Annotated in this window: 14 protein-coding genes; 5 read left to right on the forward strand and 9 right to left on the reverse strand. The window is 40.7% G+C overall.

The window, feature by feature from the left end; genetic code table 11:
• Window positions 1-106: 106 nt before the first annotated feature.
• The 3 genes from mreD to KHS79_RS05780 form a co-directional block, all read right to left on the reverse strand.
• The gene (mreD, locus tag KHS79_RS05770) at window positions 107-595 is read right to left on the reverse strand and encodes a rod shape-determining protein MreD (protein WP_027707862.1); all 489 of its coding nucleotides are present in this window, start codon (window positions 593-595) and stop codon (window positions 107-109) included.
• Window positions 576-1,472: a rod shape-determining protein MreC gene (gene mreC / locus KHS79_RS05775; protein WP_084611181.1), complete on the reverse strand. Its 897-nt coding sequence runs from the start codon at window positions 1,470-1,472 to the stop codon at window positions 576-578. The genes mreD and mreC overlap by 20 nt, the downstream gene beginning before the upstream one ends.
• Before the next feature lie 181 nt (window positions 1,473-1,653).
• Window positions 1,654-2,691 (reverse strand): rod shape-determining protein, encoded by a 1,038-nt coding sequence (locus tag KHS79_RS05780; RefSeq protein WP_027707861.1) that lies wholly within the window; start codon window positions 2,689-2,691, stop codon window positions 1,654-1,656.
• 242 nt (window positions 2,692-2,933) lie between these two features.
• On the opposite strand from KHS79_RS05780, the gene gatC reads away from it, so the two are divergent.
• The 4 genes from gatC to KHS79_RS05800 all read left to right on the forward strand — a co-directional run bounded on the left by gatC (window position 2,934) and on the right by KHS79_RS05800 (window position 7,412).
• The gene (gatC, locus tag KHS79_RS05785; RefSeq protein WP_027707860.1) at window positions 2,934-3,221 is read left to right on the forward strand and encodes an Asp-tRNA(Asn)/Glu-tRNA(Gln) amidotransferase subunit GatC; all 288 of its coding nucleotides are present in this window, start codon (window positions 2,934-2,936) and stop codon (window positions 3,219-3,221) included.
• 220 nt (window positions 3,222-3,441) lie between these two features.
• Window positions 3,442-4,896: an Asp-tRNA(Asn)/Glu-tRNA(Gln) amidotransferase subunit GatA gene (gene gatA / locus KHS79_RS05790; RefSeq protein WP_212717581.1), complete on the forward strand. Its 1,455-nt coding sequence runs from the start codon at window positions 3,442-3,444 to the stop codon at window positions 4,894-4,896.
• Window positions 4,897-4,928: 32 nt separating this feature from the next.
• The gene (gatB, locus tag KHS79_RS05795) at window positions 4,929-6,371 is read left to right on the forward strand and encodes an Asp-tRNA(Asn)/Glu-tRNA(Gln) amidotransferase subunit GatB (protein WP_212717437.1); all 1,443 of its coding nucleotides are present in this window, start codon (window positions 4,929-4,931) and stop codon (window positions 6,369-6,371) included.
• A gap of 180 nt (window positions 6,372-6,551) precedes the next feature.
• On the forward strand, window positions 6,552-7,412 hold the full coding sequence (locus KHS79_RS05800) for a class I SAM-dependent methyltransferase (RefSeq protein WP_212717439.1): 861 nt from the start codon (window positions 6,552-6,554) through the stop codon (window positions 7,410-7,412).
• 27 nt (window positions 7,413-7,439) lie between these two features.
• On the opposite strand, the gene rimJ is transcribed toward KHS79_RS05800, so the two are convergent.
• Complete coding sequence (gene rimJ / locus KHS79_RS05805; protein WP_212717441.1) at window positions 7,440-8,003, reverse strand: ribosomal protein S5-alanine N-acetyltransferase; 564 nt, start codon at window positions 8,001-8,003, stop codon at window positions 7,440-7,442.
• Window positions 8,004-8,485: 482 nt separating this feature from the next.
• On the opposite strand from rimJ, the gene KHS79_RS05810 reads away from it, so the two are divergent.
• The gene (locus tag KHS79_RS05810) at window positions 8,486-10,474 is read left to right on the forward strand and encodes a DNA topoisomerase III (RefSeq protein ID WP_212717443.1); all 1,989 of its coding nucleotides are present in this window, start codon (window positions 8,486-8,488) and stop codon (window positions 10,472-10,474) included.
• Between the two features lie 184 nt (window positions 10,475-10,658).
• On the opposite strand, the gene KHS79_RS05815 is transcribed toward KHS79_RS05810, so the two are convergent.
• The 5 genes from KHS79_RS05815 to KHS79_RS05835 form a co-directional block, all read right to left on the reverse strand.
• A complete protein-coding gene (locus KHS79_RS05815) occupies window positions 10,659-11,999 on the reverse strand; it encodes a hypothetical protein (RefSeq protein ID WP_212717445.1) in 1,341 nt (446 codons plus the stop codon).
• 50 nt (window positions 12,000-12,049) lie between these two features.
• Window positions 12,050-13,792, reverse strand: coding sequence for a hypothetical protein (locus tag KHS79_RS05820; protein WP_212717447.1), 1,743 nt, complete (start codon window positions 13,790-13,792; stop codon window positions 12,050-12,052).
• Window positions 13,793-13,990: 198 nt separating this feature from the next.
• Window positions 13,991-15,691: a LamG domain-containing protein gene (locus KHS79_RS05825; RefSeq protein ID WP_212717449.1), complete on the reverse strand. Its 1,701-nt coding sequence runs from the start codon at window positions 15,689-15,691 to the stop codon at window positions 13,991-13,993.
• A gap of 222 nt (window positions 15,692-15,913) precedes the next feature.
• Complete coding sequence (locus KHS79_RS05830; RefSeq protein ID WP_212717450.1) at window positions 15,914-18,580, reverse strand: hypothetical protein; 2,667 nt, start codon at window positions 18,578-18,580, stop codon at window positions 15,914-15,916.
• Window positions 18,581-18,635: 55 nt separating this feature from the next.
• Complete coding sequence (locus KHS79_RS05835; protein WP_212717451.1) at window positions 18,636-23,081, reverse strand: hypothetical protein; 4,446 nt, start codon at window positions 23,079-23,081, stop codon at window positions 18,636-18,638.
• Between the last annotated feature and the right edge of the window lie 208 nt (window positions 23,082-23,289).

Here is a 23,289-nt window from a genome sequence, read left to right on the forward strand (position 1 = left end):
GTCCCCTTAGACAATACTAAATGTACCGTATACCTAGCCTTAGCAATGCTAACCCTAGCGTTGCAAGCTGTTTGCTAAGAGGACATAGTCACAGCAAAAAATATTCTTAGGACACTTTGTAGCGCCTTCTAATATCTCGAAGAATAATAAATAACCAGGGCCACAATACGGCACTCACCACAGCAGGCATCATAAACAACAAATTAGGTGGCATACGACCAACAACCGATCGTGCCCATAAACTAATCAACTGATAAATACCCACTAGCACCAGAATAAAAAGCGACTGCTGCAATAAAGGAAAAACCCGAATCCGGCGATGCAAACGTAATGCAACATACGCCACAACCACCATACCCAATGCATTTTGTCCTAACAGCACACCTTGCATAACATCAAGCAAGATACCCAGTGTCCAAGCGGTGAAAATGCCCATACGCTCTGGCAGGGCCATTCCCCAATAAATGACAACCATTGCTAACCACTCAGGTCGTCCAATGGCTAGCCAGGAAGGCATCGGCAGTAAACACAACACATAGGCCATAAATAACGTGACCCAAATTATCCAAGAGCGATTAGCTTTCTGCAGCGTCACGTTGGTCTTCCTGTATAATCTCATCAGTCAGCGCTTGTGTTTGATGATGGGTAAACACCAACAACACATGTCGACTACGATCTAACTTAGCGGCAGGTCTTACTTTAATTACAGCAAAGGGTTTACCTGGATCATGGACCACTGAAATAACTTCACCCACCGGATAACCCACCGGAAATTTTTGTCCTAACCCCGAACTCACCAGAATATCACCTTGACGAATGTCAGTAGTATCCGGCACATGCCTTAGTTCCAGCTCATCAAGCTTACCTGTTCCCACTGCAATAGCACGAACCCCATTACGATTAACCTGAACAGGAATACTATGGTGAGTATCAGTAATCAGCATAATACGACTGCTAAATGGGCTGACAGTAATAACCTGTCCCATTAGCCCCTTAGCATCCAGTAGCGGCTGGCCCACATAGACACCATCCAGTGAACCTTTATTGACTATAATCTGGTGGGTGTAAGGGTTAGGGTCAATCCCCATTAACTCAGCAATAAGTACTTTTTCATCAATGGAGCGAGAGGAGTTTAGTAACTCACGTAAACGAATATTTTGTGCCGTCAGCGCTGCCAGTTTTTGCAACTTTCGTTCTAGTATTAAATTTTTGGCTTCCAGGCGAGCATTTTCTTCCAGTAACTCAGCACGCGTCTGTAGTGCATTATCCGCCATTCCCCACATTCGCGCAGGAATGTCAGCCACCCACTGAATAGGTGTCACAATCACTGTTAACCATGCACGTACAGTGTCCAAATAATTATATTTGTGATCAACGATCATTGATGCTACGGAAAGCACAACACACAAAAACAGTCGTGTAGCCAAAGACCGCTGTTTAGCAAATAACGACTTAATAGAAAGACCTCTTATATGTCACAAAAAAATAACAAATAAAGCCCAATACCGCATCAGAAGGTATTGGGCAATTCATTTACAGAGATGTGGGGAAGCCAGATATGTTCATCAGCCCCACTCAAGCATGCAGCTATATTTTAGTGTTAACAGGCCCTAGCACTATATATCCCCATGATGAAGGGGAATAGCTTACAAGCTAATCAGTGGATAGCAAATCAATTGCATGTTTATCCATGATTTCAAGCGCTCGACCACCACCGCGGGCAACACAGGTCAGTGGGTCTTCTGCCACTACCACAGGTAAACCTGTTTCTTCGCTAAGCAGCTGGTCAAAACCACGGAGTAATGCACCACCACCCGTGAGCACCATACCACGCTCTGCAATATCGGATGCCAGCTCAGGAGGTGACTGCTCAAGCGCACTTTTAACAGATTGCACAATAGCAGACAGGGATTCTTGCAGCGCTTCAAGGATTTCATTGCTGTTTAAGGTGAAGCTACGGGGCACACCTTCGGCAAGATTACGACCACGGACGTCTATTTCACGTAATTCTTCTGTAGGGTAAGCACAAGCGATTTCTTGTTTAATTCGTTCTGCGGTGGCATCACCGATGAGACTGCCATAGTTACGACGCACATAAGTGACAATGGCTTCATCAAAGCGGTCCCCCCCAACTCGAACTGACTCAGAGTAAACAATACCGCTTAATGAAATAATTGCGATTTCCGTGGTACCACCACCAATATCCACCACCATAGAACCACGCGCTTCTTCTACCGGAAGACCGGCACCAATAGCTGCCGCCATCGGCTCTTCAATCAAGTATACTTCACGTGCTCCAGCACCTAAGGCCGACTCACGAATTGCACGACGTTCGACTTGGGTAGACTTGCAAGGCACACACACCAACACTCTGGGGCTAGGCTGAATAAAACTATTCTCATGTACTTTATTAATAAAGTGCTGAAGCATTTTTTCAGTTACATTAAAGTCAGCAATAACCCCATCTTTAAGTGGCCGAATAGCCGTGATATTGCCAGGAGTCCGTCCAAGCATTCGTTTCGCGTCCATCCCCACGGCCGCAACACTCTTTTGGTTGCCATGATGGCGAATAGCCACCACTGAAGGTTCATTCAGTACAATACCTTTGTCGCGAACATAAATGAGGGTATTGGCGGTTCCCAGGTCTATCGACAGGTCACTGGAAAAAAATCCCCGTAATTTTTTTAGCATGCGTCGCTATCTTCCCAACAAAAAAACTAAAACCAATGCTGCCGAACTCTAACAACGGCAGCAAGTTTGAGCAAGTTCAATACACATTCATCGAGGTATAGACATTTTTCGGCTTGAGATTATGTATTAATACCCCTAAATTAAACTGCTTATTTTGTACTGTATCTGTATGCTTTTCACTTTAGCCTGCAGGTATAATTGTCTATGATAAGCAATTCTCAACCCAATTTGTGGAGATACTCATGGCGCTTGACCGCTCAGATGTGGAAGGTATTGCCCACTTGGCTCGCATCGCGATCAATGAACAAGACATTGAAAACACCACCGCTACCCTCAAAGACATTTTACACATGGTTGATCAAATGCAGGCTGTCAATACTGACAATATCGAGCCTTTAGCCCACCCGCTTGAACTTGTTCAGCGCTTGCGTAGTGATGAGGTTACTGAGACTAACCAGCGTGACCACTTTCAACAGCTGGCACCCCAAACCGAAAATGGGCTATACCTGGTGCCTAAAGTTATCGAGTAAAACGTTATCGAATAACCACACCAATACTATTTAACAATACCGCAAAGTATTTACCGCTACACCAAAGATAGATAAACCATCACTTTTTTGCATCTAGCTGTTACATACCCTATTTGTTGGGTAGCTCATAGAGTGAATTCGGCGCTGCCTAGCACTCAATGAGAAACTGTTCCAGACAGCTAATGATTAAAGGCTAATGGTTCAACAGGATATTGCTGCAATGCACGAACTGACAATCGCTGAGCTGGTTCATGGGCTGGCTGATAAAAAATTCTCCAGCGTAGAACTTACGCAACACTATATCTCCAGAATTAATCAACTTGACAAAAAATACAACAGTTTTATTACGGTTAACGAAGAAGACGCTTTGAATCAAGCCAAACAGGCAGATCAACTCAGAGCCAGTGGTCAAGCGAATCAATTTGCAGGTATCCCTATTGCCCATAAAGACATTTTCTGCACCAAGGGTATAAAAACAACCTGTGGCTCTAAAATGCTGGCTAACTTTATTGCGCCTTATGAGTCAACCGTCACCGAAAAGTTCAGTCAAGCCAACTTTATCACCTTGGGTAAAACCAACATGGATGAATTTGCCATGGGTTCATCCAATGAAACCAGCCATTTTGGCTCAGTCTGTAACCCTTGGGATATCAAACGTGTGCCCGGAGGCTCATCCGGTGGTTCTGCAGCAGCCGTAGCTGCCCAACTCACACCCGCAGCCACAGGCACAGATACCGGTGGATCTATTCGTCAACCTGCAGCGCTATGTGGTATCACTGGCATTAAACCAACTTATGGCCGTATCTCTCGCTGGGGAATGATTGCCTTTGCTTCTAGTTTAGATCAAGCAGGCCCAATGACGCGTACTGCAGAAGATGCCGCACTCCTCCTTAATGTGATGTCAGGTTTTGATAGCAAGGATTCAACCTGTGTTGATCAACCTGTACCTGACTATACTGAGTCACTTAATCAGCCACTGACAGGTCTGACGATAGGGCTGCCAACAGAGTACTTTTCAGCGGGTATTGATAGTAATGTCAGCAAAGCCATTCATGCTGCACTTGACGTCTATCGCCAACTTGGCGCAACCATCAAAGAAGTCAGCCTGCCGCATACCGCTTTATCACTACCGGCCTACTACGTCATTGCTCCGGCGGAGGCTTCCTCCAACTTATCACGCTTTGACGGTGTTCGTTATGGTTATCGCTGCGAAGCGCCAAAAGATCTAGAAGACCTTTATAAACGTAGTCGTGGTGAAGGTTTTGGTGCTGAAGTTAAACGTCGTATTCTAGTCGGCACTTATGCGTTATCAGCTGGCTATTACGATGCTTATTACATTAAAGCCCAAAAAATTCGTCGCCTGGTTAAACAGGACTTTACGAATGTATTTAATGACGTAGACGTCATTATGAGCCCAACAGCACCCACTACCGCCTTTAATATTGGCGAAAAAATGGATGACCCCGTTGCTATGTATGCCTCAGATATTAATACCATCGCAGTTAACCTGGCTGGTTTGCCTGCTATGTCAGTGCCAGCCGGTTTGGTGGATGGTTTACCCATAGGCTTGCAAATCATTGGCAACTACTTTGCTGAAGCAAAACTACTGCAAGTTGCCCATCAATTCCAACAAGCCACCGATTGGCACCGCCAACGCCCTGCGGCACTTGACTAATCAACAAGGTAAACAACGAGGTTATAGCAATCATGCAATGGGAAGCGGTTATTGGGTTGGAAGTTCACGTACAACTTGCAACTAAGTCAAAAGTATTCTCAGGCGCCAGCACTGCTTTTGGTGCAGAGCCAAACACCCAAGCCTGTGCAGTGGATTTAGGCTTGCCTGGTGTACTCCCTGTACTGAACGCTGAAGCAGTTCGCATGGCCGTCATGTTCGGCTTGGGTATACATGCTCACATTAATCAAACCAATATATTTGCCCGTAAAAATTACTTTTATCCAGACCTCCCCAAAGGCTACCAAACCAGCCAAATGGATTTACCGATTGTGGGACAAGGCTATGTGGATATTCCTTTAGAAAGTGGTGAAATTAAACGCATTGGGGTGACTCGTGCTCACCTGGAAGAAGACGCAGGTAAGTCGCTCCATGAAGACTTTCATGGTATGACCGGCATTGATCTAAACCGTGCAGGCACACCGTTGCTGGAAATTGTGTCTGAGCCAGATCTTCGCTCAGCCAAGGAGGCAGTGGCTTACTTGAAGTATATCCATGGCCTGATTCGTTACTTGGGGATTTCTGATGGCAACATGGCTCAGGGTTCCATGCGTTGTGATGCTAACGTATCGATTCGTCCCAAAGGTGAAACCACTTTAGGTACCCGTGCCGAAATTAAAAACGTCAACTCATTTCGCTTTATTGAAAAAGCCATTAACTATGAAATAGAGCGACAAATTGATGTACTTGAGGCCGGTAATAAAGTTGTGCAGGAAACCCGCCTTTATGACTCCGAGCGTGATGAAACTCGCTCCATGCGGGGTAAAGAAGAGGCCAATGACTACCGCTACTTCCCTTGTCCTGACTTATTGCCCGTCGTCATTACTGATGAAGACTTGGAGTCTATAAGAGATGGATTGCCTGAGTTGCCAGAACAAAAACGCCAACGCTTTATGGATGCGTTTAAACTCAGCGAGTATGACGCAACGATTTTATCGGAAGAGCGAGAAACAGCAGAATATTTTGAGCAAGTGGCAACGCAGTGTGATGATGCCAAACTGGCAGCCAACTGGATGATGGGTGAATTAGCAGCAAGACTAAATAAAAATAACCTGGAGATTACAGAAAGCCCAGTACCTGCAGATCGCTTAGCCAAATTACTTAGCCGCTTAAAAGATCAAACCATTAATGGTAAAGGCGCTAAAGCTGCATTTGAGGCACTATGGGAAGGTGCTGATGATGTTGATGTGGTGATCGAGGTTAAAGGATTAAAGCAAGTCACCGACACCAATGCCATTGCAGCTATTGTTGATGAGATTATTGCCCAGCATCCTGAACAAGTTGAGCAATATAAAGCAGCGGATGATGCCAAACGTAAGAAAATGATTGGCTTCTTTGTGGGGCAAGTTATGAAAGCCTCGAAAGGCAGTGCTAACCCAGGACAGGTAAATCAGCTTTTACAGCAAAAGTTGTCTTAATCGGTAAAGCGTTAATTTTCATCCTGCATTAGAAGACTATCCTATGTCTTCTAATGCAGATGGTGCGGCCATCGAGTGACGAAGCCCCATGAACCTATATTAATAGGTGATTAGGGTGAGGAGTGAAGATAACAAAACCTAGAAATCATTCGTGAAGGGAATATAAGGAAATCGCACATTATGAGTGAAGAAACCTCAGTATTAATTAAAAAAAACCTTTCTGCATTTGACCGCGTTGGCTCCTATAATCAAGATCAAATTAATGGATTTGATGAAGCATTTTTAAACCAGTTTCTTCAATTCATATCCCTCAACAATGCTCAACATGTTTTGGATGCCATGGCAGGGAATGGCAATTTAACCCACCGAATGATGAGCTACTGCCACCATCACAACATTAAATTACCTTCTTTCACACTACTAGAATACTCATCCGTTCAAACTGAATTGGCACGTACAACCTTTAACGAAGCTAATGTGAACATTATTAATGGCGATGTCCTTACTATGAGCGACCGCATTTCTCAGCAAGCATTAGCTGCAAATTATTTTGATCGAGTTGTGATAAAAAGTGGTAATCACGAAATACCATTTGCCAAACAATTCCAGCTTTATAAAAGTATATTTAATGTGCTAAAGCCAGGAGGGGTATTTATAAACCTGGGGTTTCTATTCAGTAATCAACGTGAACGTGAAGAGTTTACTCAAATAACGAGAATAAAAGATAACCTTATCGGCGCAACAGACTCTGTTACAAATCGTTATTTTCTACTACGCCACGAACTATACTCTTTATTACATGAAGTGGGTTTTACCTCAATAGGCTGTGAAATAACATTTGACTACTCTATTCACTCTGACATTGTCAAAAAAGAATACTTCCCCACCACCCCAAACGCGATTAAAGACATTTTTACCGCTCAACAGCAAGCAAAAACACTGTTAAAAAACAAACGCATCAAAATAGATAAAATTACAGAATCAAGCACTATGTATCTGCCTGGAGAAATTACAATTGCCACAAAACCTATAGTATCTTGATCAATAATAGGAAACGTCAAATCAACACTATATATTCCACTGCTCATTAACTCTTGCAGTTAATATATGATCTTGCCACTGACCATTAATATTCAAATATTTTTTTGCATACCCTTCTTTTTCGAAACCAAGGCGTTGTAAAAGACGCCTACTTCTTTTGTTTTCTGGAATATAATTTGCCATTATCCGGTGAAGTTTATGTTCTTTAAACATATATTCAATGGTCTTTGATAGCACCTTAAACATCAGCCCCTGCCCTTGGTAACGATAATCTACCGAGTAACCTAAGTGGCATGCCTGGAAAGCACCACGGACAATATTACTATAATTACAAACCGCCAAAATCCGTTTACGTTCTCCATCAAATACTGACCAGTATACTCCTCGACCGGAACTATAATCAGCCAAATACAACCGTAAACGACTTTGCCAAGCTTGAAAGGTATGATAATGACTATCCCGCTTAGGCTCCCATTGAGCTAAATGATCACGATTATCCATGTAATACTGCAAAATAATGTTAGCTTCACTAGGATCAGGGAGTGTTATGATTAAATTATCCTTATTCAGACAAGGAACAGTTACTGCCATAAAAATAAACTCCATTATTCATATGCTATCCATTCAGCATAAAAGAACGCATTTAAAATGCTGAAGGCACTGGCTGATGAAGGTGTAATTCTCCTATTCCTAGCCATCCTATACCTATACCCTTCACGAGTGATTTCTAGGTTTTGTTATCTTCATTCCTCATCCCAATTACCTATTAATATAGGCTCATGGGGCTTCGTCACTCGATGGCCGCACCTAAAAACCATTCGTATTGGGTATATATTCAGCCATTATACAAACCCTTTTACATATCCACTCCTTGATTACTGGGCAGAGAATATAAGGTCATTGCCAATCATGACATAGAATATTGATGAATTCATCCAAGAACTTAAACTCTGCAGAAGTCGCTATTCATTACAAGACAGATCATTAACAATAGCCTAACTTGGTCTTTACCCTGCAAACTGGTAGCATACTGTACAAATCAACAGTTTAATAAGTGATGCAAGATACACCCTATGCGCCTGTTTATTGCCGAAAAGCCCAGTTTAGGCAGAGCCATTGCCGATGTGCTCCCCAAGCCCCATCAAAAAGGAGAAGGGTATATTCAAGTTGGCAATGGCGATTACGTCAGTTGGTGTATTGGTCATTTACTAGAGCAGGCACAACCTGATGTCTATGACCCAGCCTACAAACAGTGGAAACTAGAACACCTTCCCATTATTCCAAGCCAATGGCAACTGGTCCCTAAAGCAAACACCAAAAAGCAGCTCGGTGTGTTACGTAAGCTCATAAAACAAGCAGACCATATCATCCATGCTGGTGACCCTGACCGAGAGGGCCAAATTCTGGTGGATGAAGTAATTAATTTCATTGGTATACCTGCAACCAAACGCTCAACCATCCAACGCTGCCTTATTAGTGATTTAAATCCAAACTCTGTTCGTAAATCACTGGCGAGTTTGCGCGATAACAAAGATTTTATACCCTTAGCAACTTCAGCCCTGGCTAGGGCTAGAGCTGACTGGTTATATGGTATTAATATGAGTCGGGTCTGCTCTATTCAAGGGAGAAAGGCAGGTTATCAAGGCGTATTATCGGTTGGTCGAGTCCAAACCCCCTTGCTAGGTTTAGTGGTTCGGCGCGATCAAACCATCGAAAACTTTGAGCCAAAGCCCTACTACGAAGTATTTGCGCTACTAGAAACAGAAAAAGGCGAACAATTTAGAGCCAAGTGGCAACCCAGCGAAGCCTGCCAGCCTTATCAAGATGAAGAAGGTCGAGTACTTTCCAAAAAACTGGCTGAAACTGTCGTCAAACGGATTACCGGCCAACCAGGGCTAATTACCGCTGCCACAAAAAAACGTAAACAACAGGCCGCTCCCCTGCCCTATAACTTATCCGCTTTACAAATTGATGCAGCCAAACGTTATGGCTTAAATGCCCAACAGGTGTTGAGTACCTGCCAGGATTTATACGAAAAACATAAGCTGATTACTTACCCTCGCTCCGATTGTCGTTATTTACCTAAAGAGCATTTAAACCAAATAAATACTGTCACTGCAGCCATTCATCATGTATGCGAAACATTAAGAACAGCTACAAACGAAGCTGACTTAAGTTTAAAAAGCAAAGCCTGGAATGATAAAAAAGTTGAAGCGCATCATGCCATTATTCCAACTGAGCGGAAACTCGACCCAAGTCGTCTAGCTAAAAGCGAATTGCAAATCTATGAACTCATAGCAAAACAGTATCTCGCTCAGTTTTATCCAGCATGGCAATACGATGACCGAAAAATAGAAGTAGAAATCAGCGGCGGGAAGTTTGTCGCAACAGCAAGACAAACCGTCGATTTAGGTTGGAAAAAATTATTTATAAAAAATAACGAAAAAACAAGCGATAAACTAAATAATCAAAATAATCTCAATGAACAAGGCAGTGAAATTAAAGAAGGTGAAACTACCTACGATCAAGAAACACAACAAAAACTGCCTAACTTAAAAAAAGGTGATATTGTTCAGTGCCTACAAGGTGAGCTGGCCGAACGCATGACGCAGCCCCCCAAGCCTTTTACTGATGCTACATTACTGTCAGCGATGACAGGTATTGCCCGCTTTGTAAAAGACCCGGAAATCAAAAAAATATTAAGAGAAACCGATGGCCTCGGTACCGAAGCCACCCGTGCTGGTATCATTGAGTTATTATTTAAAAGGCAGTTTTTAACCAGACAAGGCAAACAAATTCGCTCGACCGAGACTGGACGGCAACTCATAGAAAGCTTACCGGAAGTTGCTACTACCCCAGATATGACAGCTCAGTGGGAATCGCAACTGACGTCTATCAGCAACAAAGAAACTAGCTATCAACGCTTTATGGAGCCGATGACAAACACTCTTCATCAACTAATAACTCAGGTAGATGTGCGTGCTTTTAGCCAGCTAAAAGGGAAAGGCCAAGGTTTCAAAAAACAACCAAAAAGAAATTATAAAAAAAGAAAAAAGGCTTAGTTTGTCAAACAACACTTCATATATAAGTAAAACCAACTACTCTATACTTCAACCGACTTAATTATAAAACCTACGTTGTCTAAATCAATTAAATAACTCACCTTATCCACACACCACCCTTATAGCATTTTTACAAATAAAGCCACCTTATATAAGATAAGATTTCTTTTAATTACAGAGTCTACTAATAAATAACGATATACTCTTCGCAATATATTGTAGGCTGATATAAGTCAACTGAGGTCTGATCACCTGGATTAAGATTACATGTCTGACCACTAACGCTTCCTTCACTACCCGTAAAACTACCAGAATGTGAATGCCATGTACTATCAGTCCCAGGATGTCGCCCACTTTGCATCGCATAATAGTAACCATCACCACCTTTATCATCACCTTCTTCAATGTATTTACCACTTGTATCCTTCATTGTCCAAACATAGGCATTTGCTTTTGTAGCATACCCATAATCAATTGAAATACTTCCACTTGGGGTTAATTTACCGGTTGTAACGCTTCTTTTAACTTTTGGTAAATTACTTGACGAGAGATATACATTTTGTCTTCCGTGTTTATCATTATTTTTATGAGTACTATCAGTATTTGCTATTACACTTCCTCTTGTATCAGGTGCTCTTTTACCTTTTAGTTTTGGGTGTGCCCTCTCATGATCAATTATTGATCCATCACATGGCCAATAATAGTCAGGTTTGGGTAAGCCATATTTTGCCCCATACCAAAACACTAAATCACCCACTTCTTGTTTTGTTATTAGTCCTGAATTTTCTAATACATTATAAGGAATTGTGCCATCAGAGAGATTTGAAGCATTTAAATTTGTAACCTGAGAACCATCACCAACGATTTTACCATTAACCTCTACATCTCCATTAATATCCACATGAGGCTCGGCTTTTGTCGCTTTTCCATTTACAGCTATAGCGCCATCTTCATTAATATGAAACCAGGTCGCTTGCTTTTCCTCATTAACAACCTGCAGTGATCCATTTAAATACAGTTTTGCCCCTTGACTTTCTTCTGCTCCAATCGCTACATCACCATTATTTTTAATGACAAAGGGGGTTGCATCATTATCACCTGCGGCATTAATCCCTGCATCATCTATGCGAAAAACATCACCACTACTACTTTCCATTACCACATGCAGTCTGGCTTTTGGGTAAGTGGTTGCTAGACCGATATGACCATTATCTTGTTCAATAAAAAACCGTGTTTGTGCCTGACCATCTTCTATATTAAAGCCAGCAAATTGCTTCCCTTGACTAGAATCTGGGTATTGATTGATACGCCAGTTATGTGAACCTTGCTGGTCGTAAAAATCAAAAATATTTTGCTGCTCACCACTTGCGATGATTTTTAGCGGTTGTGAAGCATCTGGTTGTTTTTCTATTTTATCATCTTGCACATTTAACAATGAGTCAAACACATCAATAAAGTCTAACTCTGTTGGACGAGCACCTGTTTTAAATAGTTTTTTTAACTCTAATCTAGTTCGCTTTGCCATTTATAATCATCCCGAATCAGCTATAATAAGTTTTTACAAAATTTTAAGCATCATTCAAAATATCCAACAACCTGGATTATCACAGAATGTTTATCTCCTGAAAATCTTGGTTGTCTATTACTAGTATCCGGAGTTAACAGTAACTCTGCATCAAATGTATTATTATCCTTAAGAGGTATTACTTGTGTACCATGAAACATTGCCTGGTTCTTATTATTGTTGCCAAAGTGGCTAAGCGTTATATCATATAAAAAATAAGAAGCCGTTATCCTGAATTCTCTTAACTCAGATGGCGTGCTATGTTTCCTCCCAAATCCATGCACAAACCAACCTTGAGCTTTTTCTGAGTAAGTCGTTATAGAAACAAGGAGAGCCTTAGATTTAGCAGGCAGTTGAGGCACTTCTTTATCCTCAAATTTCTTATTACCCTCATCAGTTAGAAGAATAATATGTTTTGGCTTTTCAAAAAAAACAACATTATTTAAAGGTATGCCAACAAACTCACCTGCTTTTATTTTACCATTAATTTCAACATCTTGATTAACTTTAATATTTTCTTCAACTAATAGACTCTTTGCATTAAAACGTTGTTGAAGGCTCCCCTCGATCTCTGCTTTTGTATCAGCATAAGCTTTTATAGCAAACTCTGTAAGTATAGTGCTATTATTAGCACTATCAGTAGGCGAAACGCTTGAAATTTTATTAATCGCAGGCCCACCATCTATAGAAAATGTCTCACCTATAATGAGAGTCTTATCCACAGACAAACTTCCACTTACCGCTTCATCGCCACTAATAGTTATGCCATTAGCATTAATTAAACCTACATTTAATCTTTGATTAATATCTGCGCTTTCTACACTCAAACTATTTCTTATAGTAGCATTTTTTTTACAAAAAATATCTTCACTTGTAGTTAGTCTTCGCACAGAAAAATCTTGATCGATATCTCCAGCCATATTGGCTTTGATTCCATCTTGTGTATCAACATAAGTTTTTATAGCTTTTTCTGTTGGTAAATGAGTATCACTATTAGTAGATAAGCTTCCATCTAGAGAAATCTTATTGATAACTGGCCCACTACCCAAAGTGACTGTTTCACCAATTGAAAGCCCCTTCGCCACTGATAGATTGGCCTCAATACTTTCATTACCTTGCACGGCTAAATCTTCAGTAACAGTTAACCTCTGTGCTTGTAGATGGCTATCAACTGTTGCATTTGTAGTCACCAGGTTACCTTTGATACTTACATCTTTTTCACAGGCCAACAGATCATTCGCTGTTAGTTCCTGGTCCACCGTCAAGGTTTTATTGACTAAAACAGACTTAGCAAAGTTTGCATCACCTTCTATAGCAATATCACCAGATACTGACATATTGCCTGCAGCATTTAGATGGTTAGCAGCAAAGTCTTGACTGGCATCACCGGCCTTATTAGCTTTGGTGTTAGCTAGGGTATCAACATAAGTTTTAACTGCTTGCTGAGTAGGTACTCTCTCCGTAGAAGCATCTACATCTAAGGATTCATCACTAAAAGCGGTTATTTTATGGCCATTTACTAGGACTAAACCACCTTGGATTGTCGTATCACCAATGACTTTCAATATGTTGCATAATAATTGATTGGCTTGAAAATCTTCTTCACCACCATTTTTTTTAGCTCGACTACTAATCGCCACCATTAAATGGTGACTAATATATTCAATATCTTTATTAGTTAGCTGATAATTTTTTAATCGTGCTGCTAAGGCTTCCGGCACATCGTAATCAATATCGTAAGGGTTGTCAGACATAGTGAAAATTACCTTATTTATCCAAAGCGAAGGGCAAGTTTACTACTGTAAAACTTGCGGTAACGCCTTTAATTTCTAAAAATGTGTTACTGGATATTTTAGGCGAGGCCGTCAAATGAGGAACCTCATGAGCCTATAAGTAATAGGTGATTAGGAATGAAGATCTCGATGCCCTATGGGTGCAACAAACCCAAAATATTATTCGCGAAGAGTATACTGTGGGTTTAACTCGATTGAGATATCACTCAACACCCCATCACACATACTTTTTAAATCTTCTTTATTCGGTAAAATCACCTTTTGATCTGTATCACCGGCTACTGGTACAGCTTTAATATTCATGGTGACTTTACCTAGATAATACTCTCTATTTTGCTTCGCGGCTTTTCTCGCTTCAGCTACTTGTTCAGAAATATTATTAATAAGTGCTTCAACAGAGATTTCTGTGGGTTGCGTTTGTTTCAATCGAGCAATTTCTGCTTCTAATTGTTTGATTTTTTCTTTTAAATCATAACAATCATCATTCAACTGTTTATCTCTCAACTCATAAAGTTGTTTAATGAGAGAAGATTTTATCCATAAATCTGCTGCTATCCATAGATCAGCACCAATTAACGATAATGCAGGTCTGTTACTATTAGAATCTTTTGCCTGGTTACCCTGTCCATCATTCAGTGGCCAATAGGCTATTAAACCAACTTCTTTGCCTGTTAAACGGTAAAAACGATCATTGATGATTCCTTGTTGGCTTCTTACCGTATCCCAAAGCCGAATATCAGCAAACAGCCCATTAAAGGCTGATGGTGTTTGATCGGGTGGTTGCGGGTTAACAATATTAGTGGCTTGCCCTATGGTAAGCATACCCTTTTGTGGCAGCAATTTACCTCTAGCGACTGTGTTTTTAATCGCAACTAAACCATCTACATAAATCAATAGTACACCAGTTAACGCATCCCAACTCACTGTCAGGTGATGCCAAACACCATCATCGACTTTAACCGTTTGGGTTGACCCATCAGAATGAAATACTGATTCTCCTATGATTGTCACCGTTAAACGATGAGCATTACTCAGCGTAACTGTAGGCTGACTCTCTCCTGCTCCACGGTACTCAAACAAAACACAACTGTCGCTACTGTTAGTCGTCTTGATCCATGCTTCAAAAGTAAAACGGGTATCAGGGAAATTAGTTATTTCCGGCAACAGCCCATAATGCTTTGGTCGGTCAAACTGAACACAAGGCTCAGTAGCCAAATGAATTGGAAATGCTTCCGTGAGTGAGTTGATATTAAATGCTGCTATTTCTCGGGTATTACTTACTTTTTCTACAAGGTACTCATGACCTTGGTGTAAAGGTAAATAGGCTAATAAACCCGACTCATAGCCCGTCAATGGATGTACACGATTGGAGCGAATATGACTTTCGGACCTGGCTTCATTCCAAACTCTCACCTCAGCTATTTGCCCAATAAAATCTTCGCCAATCACTAACGGTTCGCTCACATTAGGAGTTTTGCCTGGCTCCCCTAGAGCACTGGTGGTTTCAATTAGTAGGCCATCAACATACAGGTTAGCCATTGACTGTTGTGTTGCTTCATCATAACTCACCTGTAGTACATAATGATGCCATTGTTGGCTATCAACAGTTAGTGTCTCGCTGATAACACCATTTTCAGCATAATAGCCCTGTAACTTAGCAATATTATTCTCAAGAATAATTTGTAAGCCGTATTGTATTTTTTGTTGATTAGCTTTATGTAATAGCCATAATTTATCACTTTCCTGTTCTGGAGCTAATTTTGCCCATAACTCTAAAGTAAAAAATCCTTGCTGGGTTAAGGTTAATTCAGCAGGCAGCTTTAAAAAGCTATCCGCTAAAAAATTAATAACTTTTGACATAGCGACACCTATCACTACTCATTTTCAGAGAAAAAATAATATAGTATATACTCATAGTGAAGGGTTCTTTAGGCGAGGCCGTCAAGAGATGAAGCCCCAAGAGCTTAGACAAAACTAAGTGACTGGGGTGACAGTTAATAGCCTGCATTAACTGCATTTCCACCATCCATGGGTGGTCAAGAAAGAAGACAACAAAGCCTAAAAATCATTCACGAAGAGTAATTATTGGTTTTTATTTACTTGATAAATTAGAGCTTGTAACTGATCACGATGTACAGTCGACAGCGATTGGGCAATAGCCGCTTTATATTGAGGTAAATAGTTGGGTTCAACTTGTTGAATATTAGCACGGTATAGGTCATCTACTGTCAACGCTGTTAAATTACCCTGCTGACGATAGTGACGAATCATTACCAGTGAGTTCACAGCTTGCAGCCAACGTTGTAAACTCAAGTTATCCTTAATATCGTCTGGCTCAATACCCACAATGGTAGGATCACTTATTCCATAAACATAGTCAGTACTATTCGCCGCTACAACGGTTAGATTTTCAATACCGTTTAATTGACTAACCAGTAACGAAGGCTCAATATCACTTGTATCCTTACCGATATAAGCTAATACCTGTGCTAAGTTAATTTCATCAATAGTGCTTTGCACAAGAGCCAAATCAACCTCAGTCAGTGTATTAAGTTTTGCAAGATACATTGCTTTGTTTTCGATAATTAATCGCTCAATACCAACCGCTTTTAAATGTTCTAGCGTAACTGTTTTTTCAATGACTGCATTGGTTATTGTAATCAATCCTTGAATAGCTTGATAAGTATTATTATTAAATAAACTACGCAATTGATTAAAGCCTGCGGTTAATTGACTCCATAAGGCAGACTTTTCAAAGGTAAAGCGATATTGCTCTAGACGATCAGTGTTGAGTGCTTCAACACCGGTTTCATGCAGTAATAACATGGTCAATTCCGTTAACCGACCAGCACGCCACATGGTTGCCAGGTTATTCAATGCATTGACTTGATTAACTAAGGTTTGAAGCAAGGTCAATTGTCCCTGAGGTTTCGCTAATAATGCCTGCCAATAATCTTGAATTGCTGTATCTTGATAGTCCGTCAATGTTTCTAAATAACCACTTAATTTGGCTTCATCAATAATCAGTGCATTCGTTCGGTCTACTAAGTTTTGTAAATCAGTTAAGCGAGCAGGAAAGCCAGCCTGAAAAGCGAAAATAACTTCATGATAAATTGCTAATGGCAGGTCATTTAACTTTTCTAATCGTTGCAAGCATAGTTGGGCAGGTAAGTGTAATTGTTCCTCAGATAAGGCCAATAGCAATACTTGTAAGCGTTCCCTATCACCTTCTGAACGGGCTTGCCTTAATTCAGCCAATCTATTTTCTCTACGGATTAATAAGCCAAACCGTTCAACGGTGTTATCACTCATTATCTCGTTAAATAAAACTGATGCTTGATTCAGAGCCTGTTGATAAAAAGGTAAATAAGTCGATATCAACAACTCATCAGCGATACCTGCCTGCTGAAGCTGCGCTATTGTTACTTCCGATTGGGTGGTAATTAGCTCACCATTTAATGCATCTACCAAGTGTTGTAACTCAATAGGAGGGGTTAAGGGTATTTGTCCAATACCTGAAAAATATTCTGCAATCTTATCCCCAGCTAATAAAACCCGATAATTCTTCAACTTTTCAATTAATAGTTTAGATTTTGGTTGATATGCTCCAGTGCCCGCACTCGATTCATTCAGGATATTGTTGTAAAAGGGGATAAAGTCATCAATAAGCCGCTCTAACTGAGTACTAGCCAGTTGAGGCATAGATAAACTTTCTTGCCCGCTGTTTTGCGAAGAAAAGCTGGCTTCACGCAACAAACTTAAATTAATACGATCAATTCTGTTTTGCAATTTTAGCAGGGCAGTAGGCTCCTCATCAGCCCAACGACGATCTTGGCTAATACTGGTGCGGTAGGTTAGTAAATTATCTTCAACAACCCGTAAAATACCACTGTTTGTTAACTGGCTTGCAGTAAGTTTGGTGGCATTTTTACCAATAAATTCAGCCTCAAATTGCTGTATAATAGTAAAATTACGCTTTAGCACTAGTGCTTGCAGCTTATTAACAAACAGCTCACCGTCATTGATATTATCCAACTCGCTACTCGTTTCGACTAAGTGCTGGTAAGCAGCTTGATTTTGCTCAGAACAATGTTTAACCCCTGCCGTGGTTAACATGGCTAAACGTAATCCGTTCGCTACCCCTAGCTGATGAAAACGAATTAACTGTCGTCTGGCATTGGTTTTATCGATTAATTGTTGAATCCCTTCAAGGGTGTCCACATTAGCCGGTGTTACCCCTGCTATAGTTTGCTGATAATATTCCAACCAATTAGCCTGTAAATTTTTGATTGATAGTCCTTGTAACATCGCTATCGTTAATTCACTGGCATTGTTGTTTGCAGCAAAATCCCGAATCATATCATGCCATTGCTTAACCTCATTTTGAGTACGTTGCTTATATTGATTAACTTCTTCACCTGATAAAGTTGTTTTCTGATAATTTGCCGTAATACGACTGGTCGCACCTGGGCTACAACCATATTGCTGGCAAATATCAGGGTTAAGGGGAGCCGCCAATAGCTGAATATCTGTTTTAACAGGGTTTGACAACCCTGTATCTGCTAGCTCTTGTATAGATAAAGCAACTGCCAGATCTATTTCAGCTTGTTCTAACGAAAATTTATGTTGAGTATTATTTTCTGTCGGTAATTGTTTTTGATACGCTTCAGCAATACCATCAATAGCACTTTTTAACACCTGACCTAACGGCGCTTCAGTCAAGCGATTAGTATTATCCAACGCAGCCATTTAGCATTCCTTTTTTAATTTCACACTATCTAAAAGTACATTTTTAGAGGTGCCTTTAAATGTAAGTAACCATCTCAAACAGCCTAGCTTTCCTTCGTTCCACTTCAGTGACTGATATAGCTGTGTTTGTAAGGCCATCTAGCCATTGTTGGTATGCTGCATTAAAAAGAGTTAATCCTGCTTGATCCAACCACAAACATTGCGCAGCTAAATGAGCAGGAGTTTCCTGTCGTATTAGTTGTTGAACAAATTGACGGAATTCACTGGTTTGAAAACGACCTTTTTCTGCAGGAAATACCCAAACTACGCGCATCGAAAAAGGATCAGCTGTATCAGGTTGATAAGAACGAATAGCATAAAGTGATTTATCAATGTTAAATTGACTGGTTTGGGCATTCATTACTGTATAAAAAGCGTACTCACCATCCATAAACTGGGTTTTCCCACCCAAATCATAGATAACAATAGCTTCACCTACGGTTAATTGATGATTTCTAGCTTGGCAAGTTATCCCGCCCGAGCCATTTTTCCTTATTTTAGCTAGGTGTTTTATTTCGGCCCATTTTGCCGCTGGGGATGTTAGCCTTAAGCCGCTGTATTCACGATCAATAATAAAACCTTTGGCTGTTAAACCAATGACTTCATAATCACCGGTGATAGCTGTATTATCAAAAAGGTGTACTCTATCGCCTTTAAATAAACTGTGTTTGTCAGCTAAACAGAGGGTATACTGAAAGTTATCATTTGAATCTATTTTAGTCCCTTCAAAACCACTTACATTGCCATATCGTCCCCAGCGTCCTGTAATAAGCTCTACCCCAAAGCTATCCGAGTATTGACTATTCCCCTCTGTTTTTAACTCAATTTCAGTCACATGATAAACCCCTTGATTATCGGTGTCCTGTTGAATATCGGAAATAATATCACTAGCACGATCACTAATAGCTACCCACTCTCCTTTAGTTAAACCATGGCCAGGGGAAGCAAAAAAATGCACACCCGCTCGGGGAAAATAACTGCTCTTATTTATCAAATCATTCACATCACGCCAATGCATTCTAAAATCTACGGGGCGATCCAACTGAAAATAACTCAATAGCTCCTGCTGCTGATCTAAAGCACTTAACACATAATCGGGTAATTTATCTTTGCTTACAGGGGTAACGGTATAAAGCCCAAGCGGTGCACCCTGCTGACTTACTTTAATAACATCGCCAGGGGTCACTAACTCACCACTGGGGTTCGCCGCGGTTTTAATACGATCTGACAGGCATACTGTAAAACCCTCCCCTTGCCAAAATCCTTTTATTTCAAATGGAGTATTTGGGCTAGTCACCTCATTATCTCTAAATATTTCCCAGCTGGCGGCTAAATTGAGCTGATTATTTAATTGCAAGGTTTTATTATCAAACTTATCCCCGGCAAAAGCTCTAAAACCTACACTTTCGCTGGCCATGAATATTTCAATTTGATTCATTTCCCTGCTAGGCCGCTGAGGTACGAATAATATAGTTAAATTATTTATAGTATTATTGGCTGTTACTTCCTGCTTAGGATAAAACCCTTTTAATGGAAATACCCTTCGCCACCATAGGGTCGGTTGCTGGTTATTTTCAGTTGCCTTAATTGCTGATAGTTTTGGTATATAAAAAGATTGTTTATCTTCAGGTATCGGCGTAATAGGAAAATACCCATACGACAAATAAGGTGGTTTATCCTGCGTTAATAACTCCACCCAATCATTGGGTGCTAATTCATGTTGAGCCTTTTCTATCAAGGTAATCTTAGTTTTATTATAGCCAATTTGGGTTAACTGCTGAATAGGTTGCCAGCGCATAGTGAACTCACGCTGAATATCTATATATGCCGTATTACCTGACGCCTCACTCCCAATCACTTGGTTCACGCCTAAAAATTGCCCGCCAATAAACAGCTCAATTCGATCGTTAGCATTTAGCCCATGCTCTTGAACAAAACAGCGTAACGCTTGCTGATCTTGCTGTGGCCCAGCACTCTCTACTTGTTCCAGCTTGGTAATGGGTAGTTTTGCAGAATGCCGCCAATGGCCTTGACTAATATTAACAATATTGTCATCGGCTGTTATTGGTAAACCAGTTAATAGGGAAATATCAAAATTATGCTCATCCACTACTTTAACAACGACTACTTTATTCTGCTGAATAACATCACCAGGTGTATCATTAACCAATAAGGTTAACGATACATCAATCGCATCCTGCTCACTCAGCCCATGCTGTTTGCTAAAACAACGTAGCCCCCAAACGGTATCACTCAGCTTGACTTTATTAATTGGGTTAATAATTGCACCTTCAGTAATACGACGCCATTCACCCCTTAGTGATGCAAACTTAGGCTGAAACGGACGAGCCAACGTAAAATTATCTTCATCAATCTTATTGACTCGCCAACGGCCAAACGCTTCATTAGCAATCATTAGCTGTATTAATTGGTTGTTTTTTAAACCGTGGGCAGGTGAAAAGCAAGCTGTAGTGCCCAGCGCCGTTTGGCTAAACTGCTCAATCACTTGACGTGTTACAGGCTGCCATCGTGCCCCTAATGACAGGTCATTTATAATAAAACTATCATCATTAACTTTTTTTATAGGGTACTTGCCTTGTAACCCCATGGCATTGACTAATTCAACTGAAGCATGGTTATTAAGCTGGTGTTTTTTTGAAACACACAACAAGTCCTGACCTTGTGCTTCAATGGACTGAATGGGAAAGCCAGCGGGTCGCAGCAATATAGGCTCAACAACAGTAAGCGTCTCACCGTTTTGCTCATTTAATGCCAATAATGCACTTAATCGTTTAACAGCCCCTAGCCCATTATTGGTTGAACTATTGGGTTGTTGTAAATTAATGGCCTGACACCGCTTACTTACCAAGTGCGCGCAGGCAGTTAGATAATTTTGTTGTTTTTCCCAATAGATTTCTTCAGTCAATTGCAAAGAAGTGGCATCGGGAAATTGCTCCCCTAACCTGGCCAATAAATGGCTTAATAGCCGGCCCTTTTTGCCATTATATTCACCCTGTTGACTTGCGATAATTTTTGCTTCAAGTTTTGCTGTATCAACCGAAAATTCACGCCCTGGTATAGTGACTAATTTTACTGGATTTGCTGTATTCGGCTCAACCGCAAGCTGATTCGCTGCATTAGCTGTTTGCTCACCATAAATAGCCAGCACTTGCTCAAATAACCATAAATAAGCTTGTAATTGACTACGTTGTGCCAATTGGGTTGGATTAGAATGATCCAGTAATGGCTCTTTGCCCAATTTAAAAATACTGGGTAAATCATGTTGAATTGAACGGTAATCCTGCCAAACCAGGCTATCCCCATAGGGAATCGGTAAATCGCTATAAACCGCTTTTTCTGGCTGGTGTTTAGCAACAACGGTTGCATAATAATCCAGCACTTTTTGTTTATCTAGTTTGAGTAAATTGCCTCGCTTATAAAAAGTTAGCTCTTGCCGGTCAATTAATTCTGCTATGGGAATTAAATGGGTAGAGCGCCCTGAAGAAAGTAGAATACTCCAGGGTTCCCAGTCTTTTTCTGATGGATAATCATGTAACGTCACCATCAATTGACGAATTGTATTGACCCCACCTTGCTCCATCATTATTTTTATTAAATCTGATGTACGTACATCCTGTCGTCTTTCGGTAAGCAACAGTTGCTCAGCAAGCATAAAACCTTTATGTAGAATAGGACCCTGATGGGTTTGATCAGGTGCAAGCTGTTGAGCCTGTAACGTCGGTAATGATTGATGGTGGGGGGATGGCAATAAATACTGTTGTATTTGCCAATAACATTCAGCCAATACCTGTTCAGGCACAGCCGTTTCTGCCAAGTCAACCGCTGCCCGCAACCTCAGCGTTTCTGCCGGTAAACTAATAATCTCAACAAAGGCTTCAGCTAAATTACGATTAGCATTTAATACTGCTATCGCCTGTTTTTTTAAGGCAGCCACATCAACAGTGGTATCTTTTGGCTCTAAAATAACACGATATAAACCATGTAAATTAATGGGCTTAGCACCCCGTTGCGACACCCAACTACGGCGCTGTAAATGAGGCAACCAAAACATGACGGGCTGCGTTTGACCAATTGGCTCTAACCAAGCATTATTGACACCCTCAAGATCAAGCAACACCCGTCGTAAATCCAAACGAGAGATAGGCGATGAGGTTAAAATTTCATTAGCAGTAAAAAATTGTTTTTTGGGTTTGGTTTGTAAACTATCGAGTTTTTGGTTAACCGCCAATAAATCCTCAATAGGAAAAGACAATGTTAACCCTAACTCAGTAATCGCAAAACATAGCTGTTCTAACAGCATAATACCGGGATCACTCGTATTATGATCCGTCCAGGTATCGGGCGCTAACTTAGCAAGGGTTTTAATACCTTCATTATGTAACCATTGCAAATTACTGCTCGGAGGCAATGGTTCATCCTTAATAATTAGAGGTTCCTTCATTATTAAATACTCTATACTCTTCTCGAATAACTTAGTTGACTTTCCTTGGAGATTCATCATTCGACGGCCGCGCTTAAAAGCCATTCGCTTTGAGTATCCAGTTTGTGAATTATTATAGGTGCCCTAAACAATAAAAAAGCTAGAAGTGATTTTTAAATTAAAAACAATAGATAAAATCTTCTATAAAGTTTAGTGGAGTTCCATACCT

Origin of the sequence: Zooshikella ganghwensis (assembly GCF_018263875.1) — a bacterium.
Classification (GTDB): domain Bacteria; phylum Pseudomonadota; class Gammaproteobacteria; order Pseudomonadales; family Zooshikellaceae; genus Zooshikella; species Zooshikella ganghwensis.

Bases quoted from the DNA above. Each gene is read 5' to 3' on its own strand.
- KHS79_RS05780 (WP_027707861.1), bottom strand. From the start codon at position 2,691: ATGCTAAAAAAATTACGGGGATTTTTTTCCAGTGACCTGTCGATAGAC.
- gatC (WP_027707860.1), top strand. From the start codon at position 2,934: ATGGCGCTTGACCGCTCAGATGTGGAAGGTATTGCCCACTTGGCTCGC.
- gatA (WP_212717581.1), top strand. From the start codon at position 3,442: ATGCACGAACTGACAATCGCTGAGCTGGTTCATGGGCTGGCTGATAAA.
- gatB (WP_212717437.1), top strand. From the start codon at position 4,929: ATGCAATGGGAAGCGGTTATTGGGTTGGAAGTTCACGTACAACTTGCA.
- KHS79_RS05800 (WP_212717439.1), top strand. From the start codon at position 6,552: ATGAGTGAAGAAACCTCAGTATTAATTAAAAAAAACCTTTCTGCATTT.
- rimJ (WP_212717441.1), bottom strand. From the start codon at position 8,003: ATGGCAGTAACTGTTCCTTGTCTGAATAAGGATAATTTAATCATAACA.
- KHS79_RS05810 (WP_212717443.1), top strand. From the start codon at position 8,486: ATGCGCCTGTTTATTGCCGAAAAGCCCAGTTTAGGCAGAGCCATTGCC.
- KHS79_RS05815 (WP_212717445.1), bottom strand. From the start codon at position 11,999: ATGGCAAAGCGAACTAGATTAGAGTTAAAAAAACTATTTAAAACAGGT.
- KHS79_RS05820 (WP_212717447.1), bottom strand. From the start codon at position 13,792: ATGTCTGACAACCCTTACGATATTGATTACGATGTGCCGGAAGCCTTA.
- KHS79_RS05825 (WP_212717449.1), bottom strand. From the start codon at position 15,691: ATGTCAAAAGTTATTAATTTTTTAGCGGATAGCTTTTTAAAGCTGCCT.
- KHS79_RS05830 (WP_212717450.1), bottom strand. From the start codon at position 18,580: ATGGCTGCGTTGGATAATACTAATCGCTTGACTGAAGCGCCGTTAGGT.
- KHS79_RS05835 (WP_212717451.1), bottom strand. From the start codon at position 23,081: ATGAAGGAACCTCTAATTATTAAGGATGAACCATTGCCTCCGAGCAGT.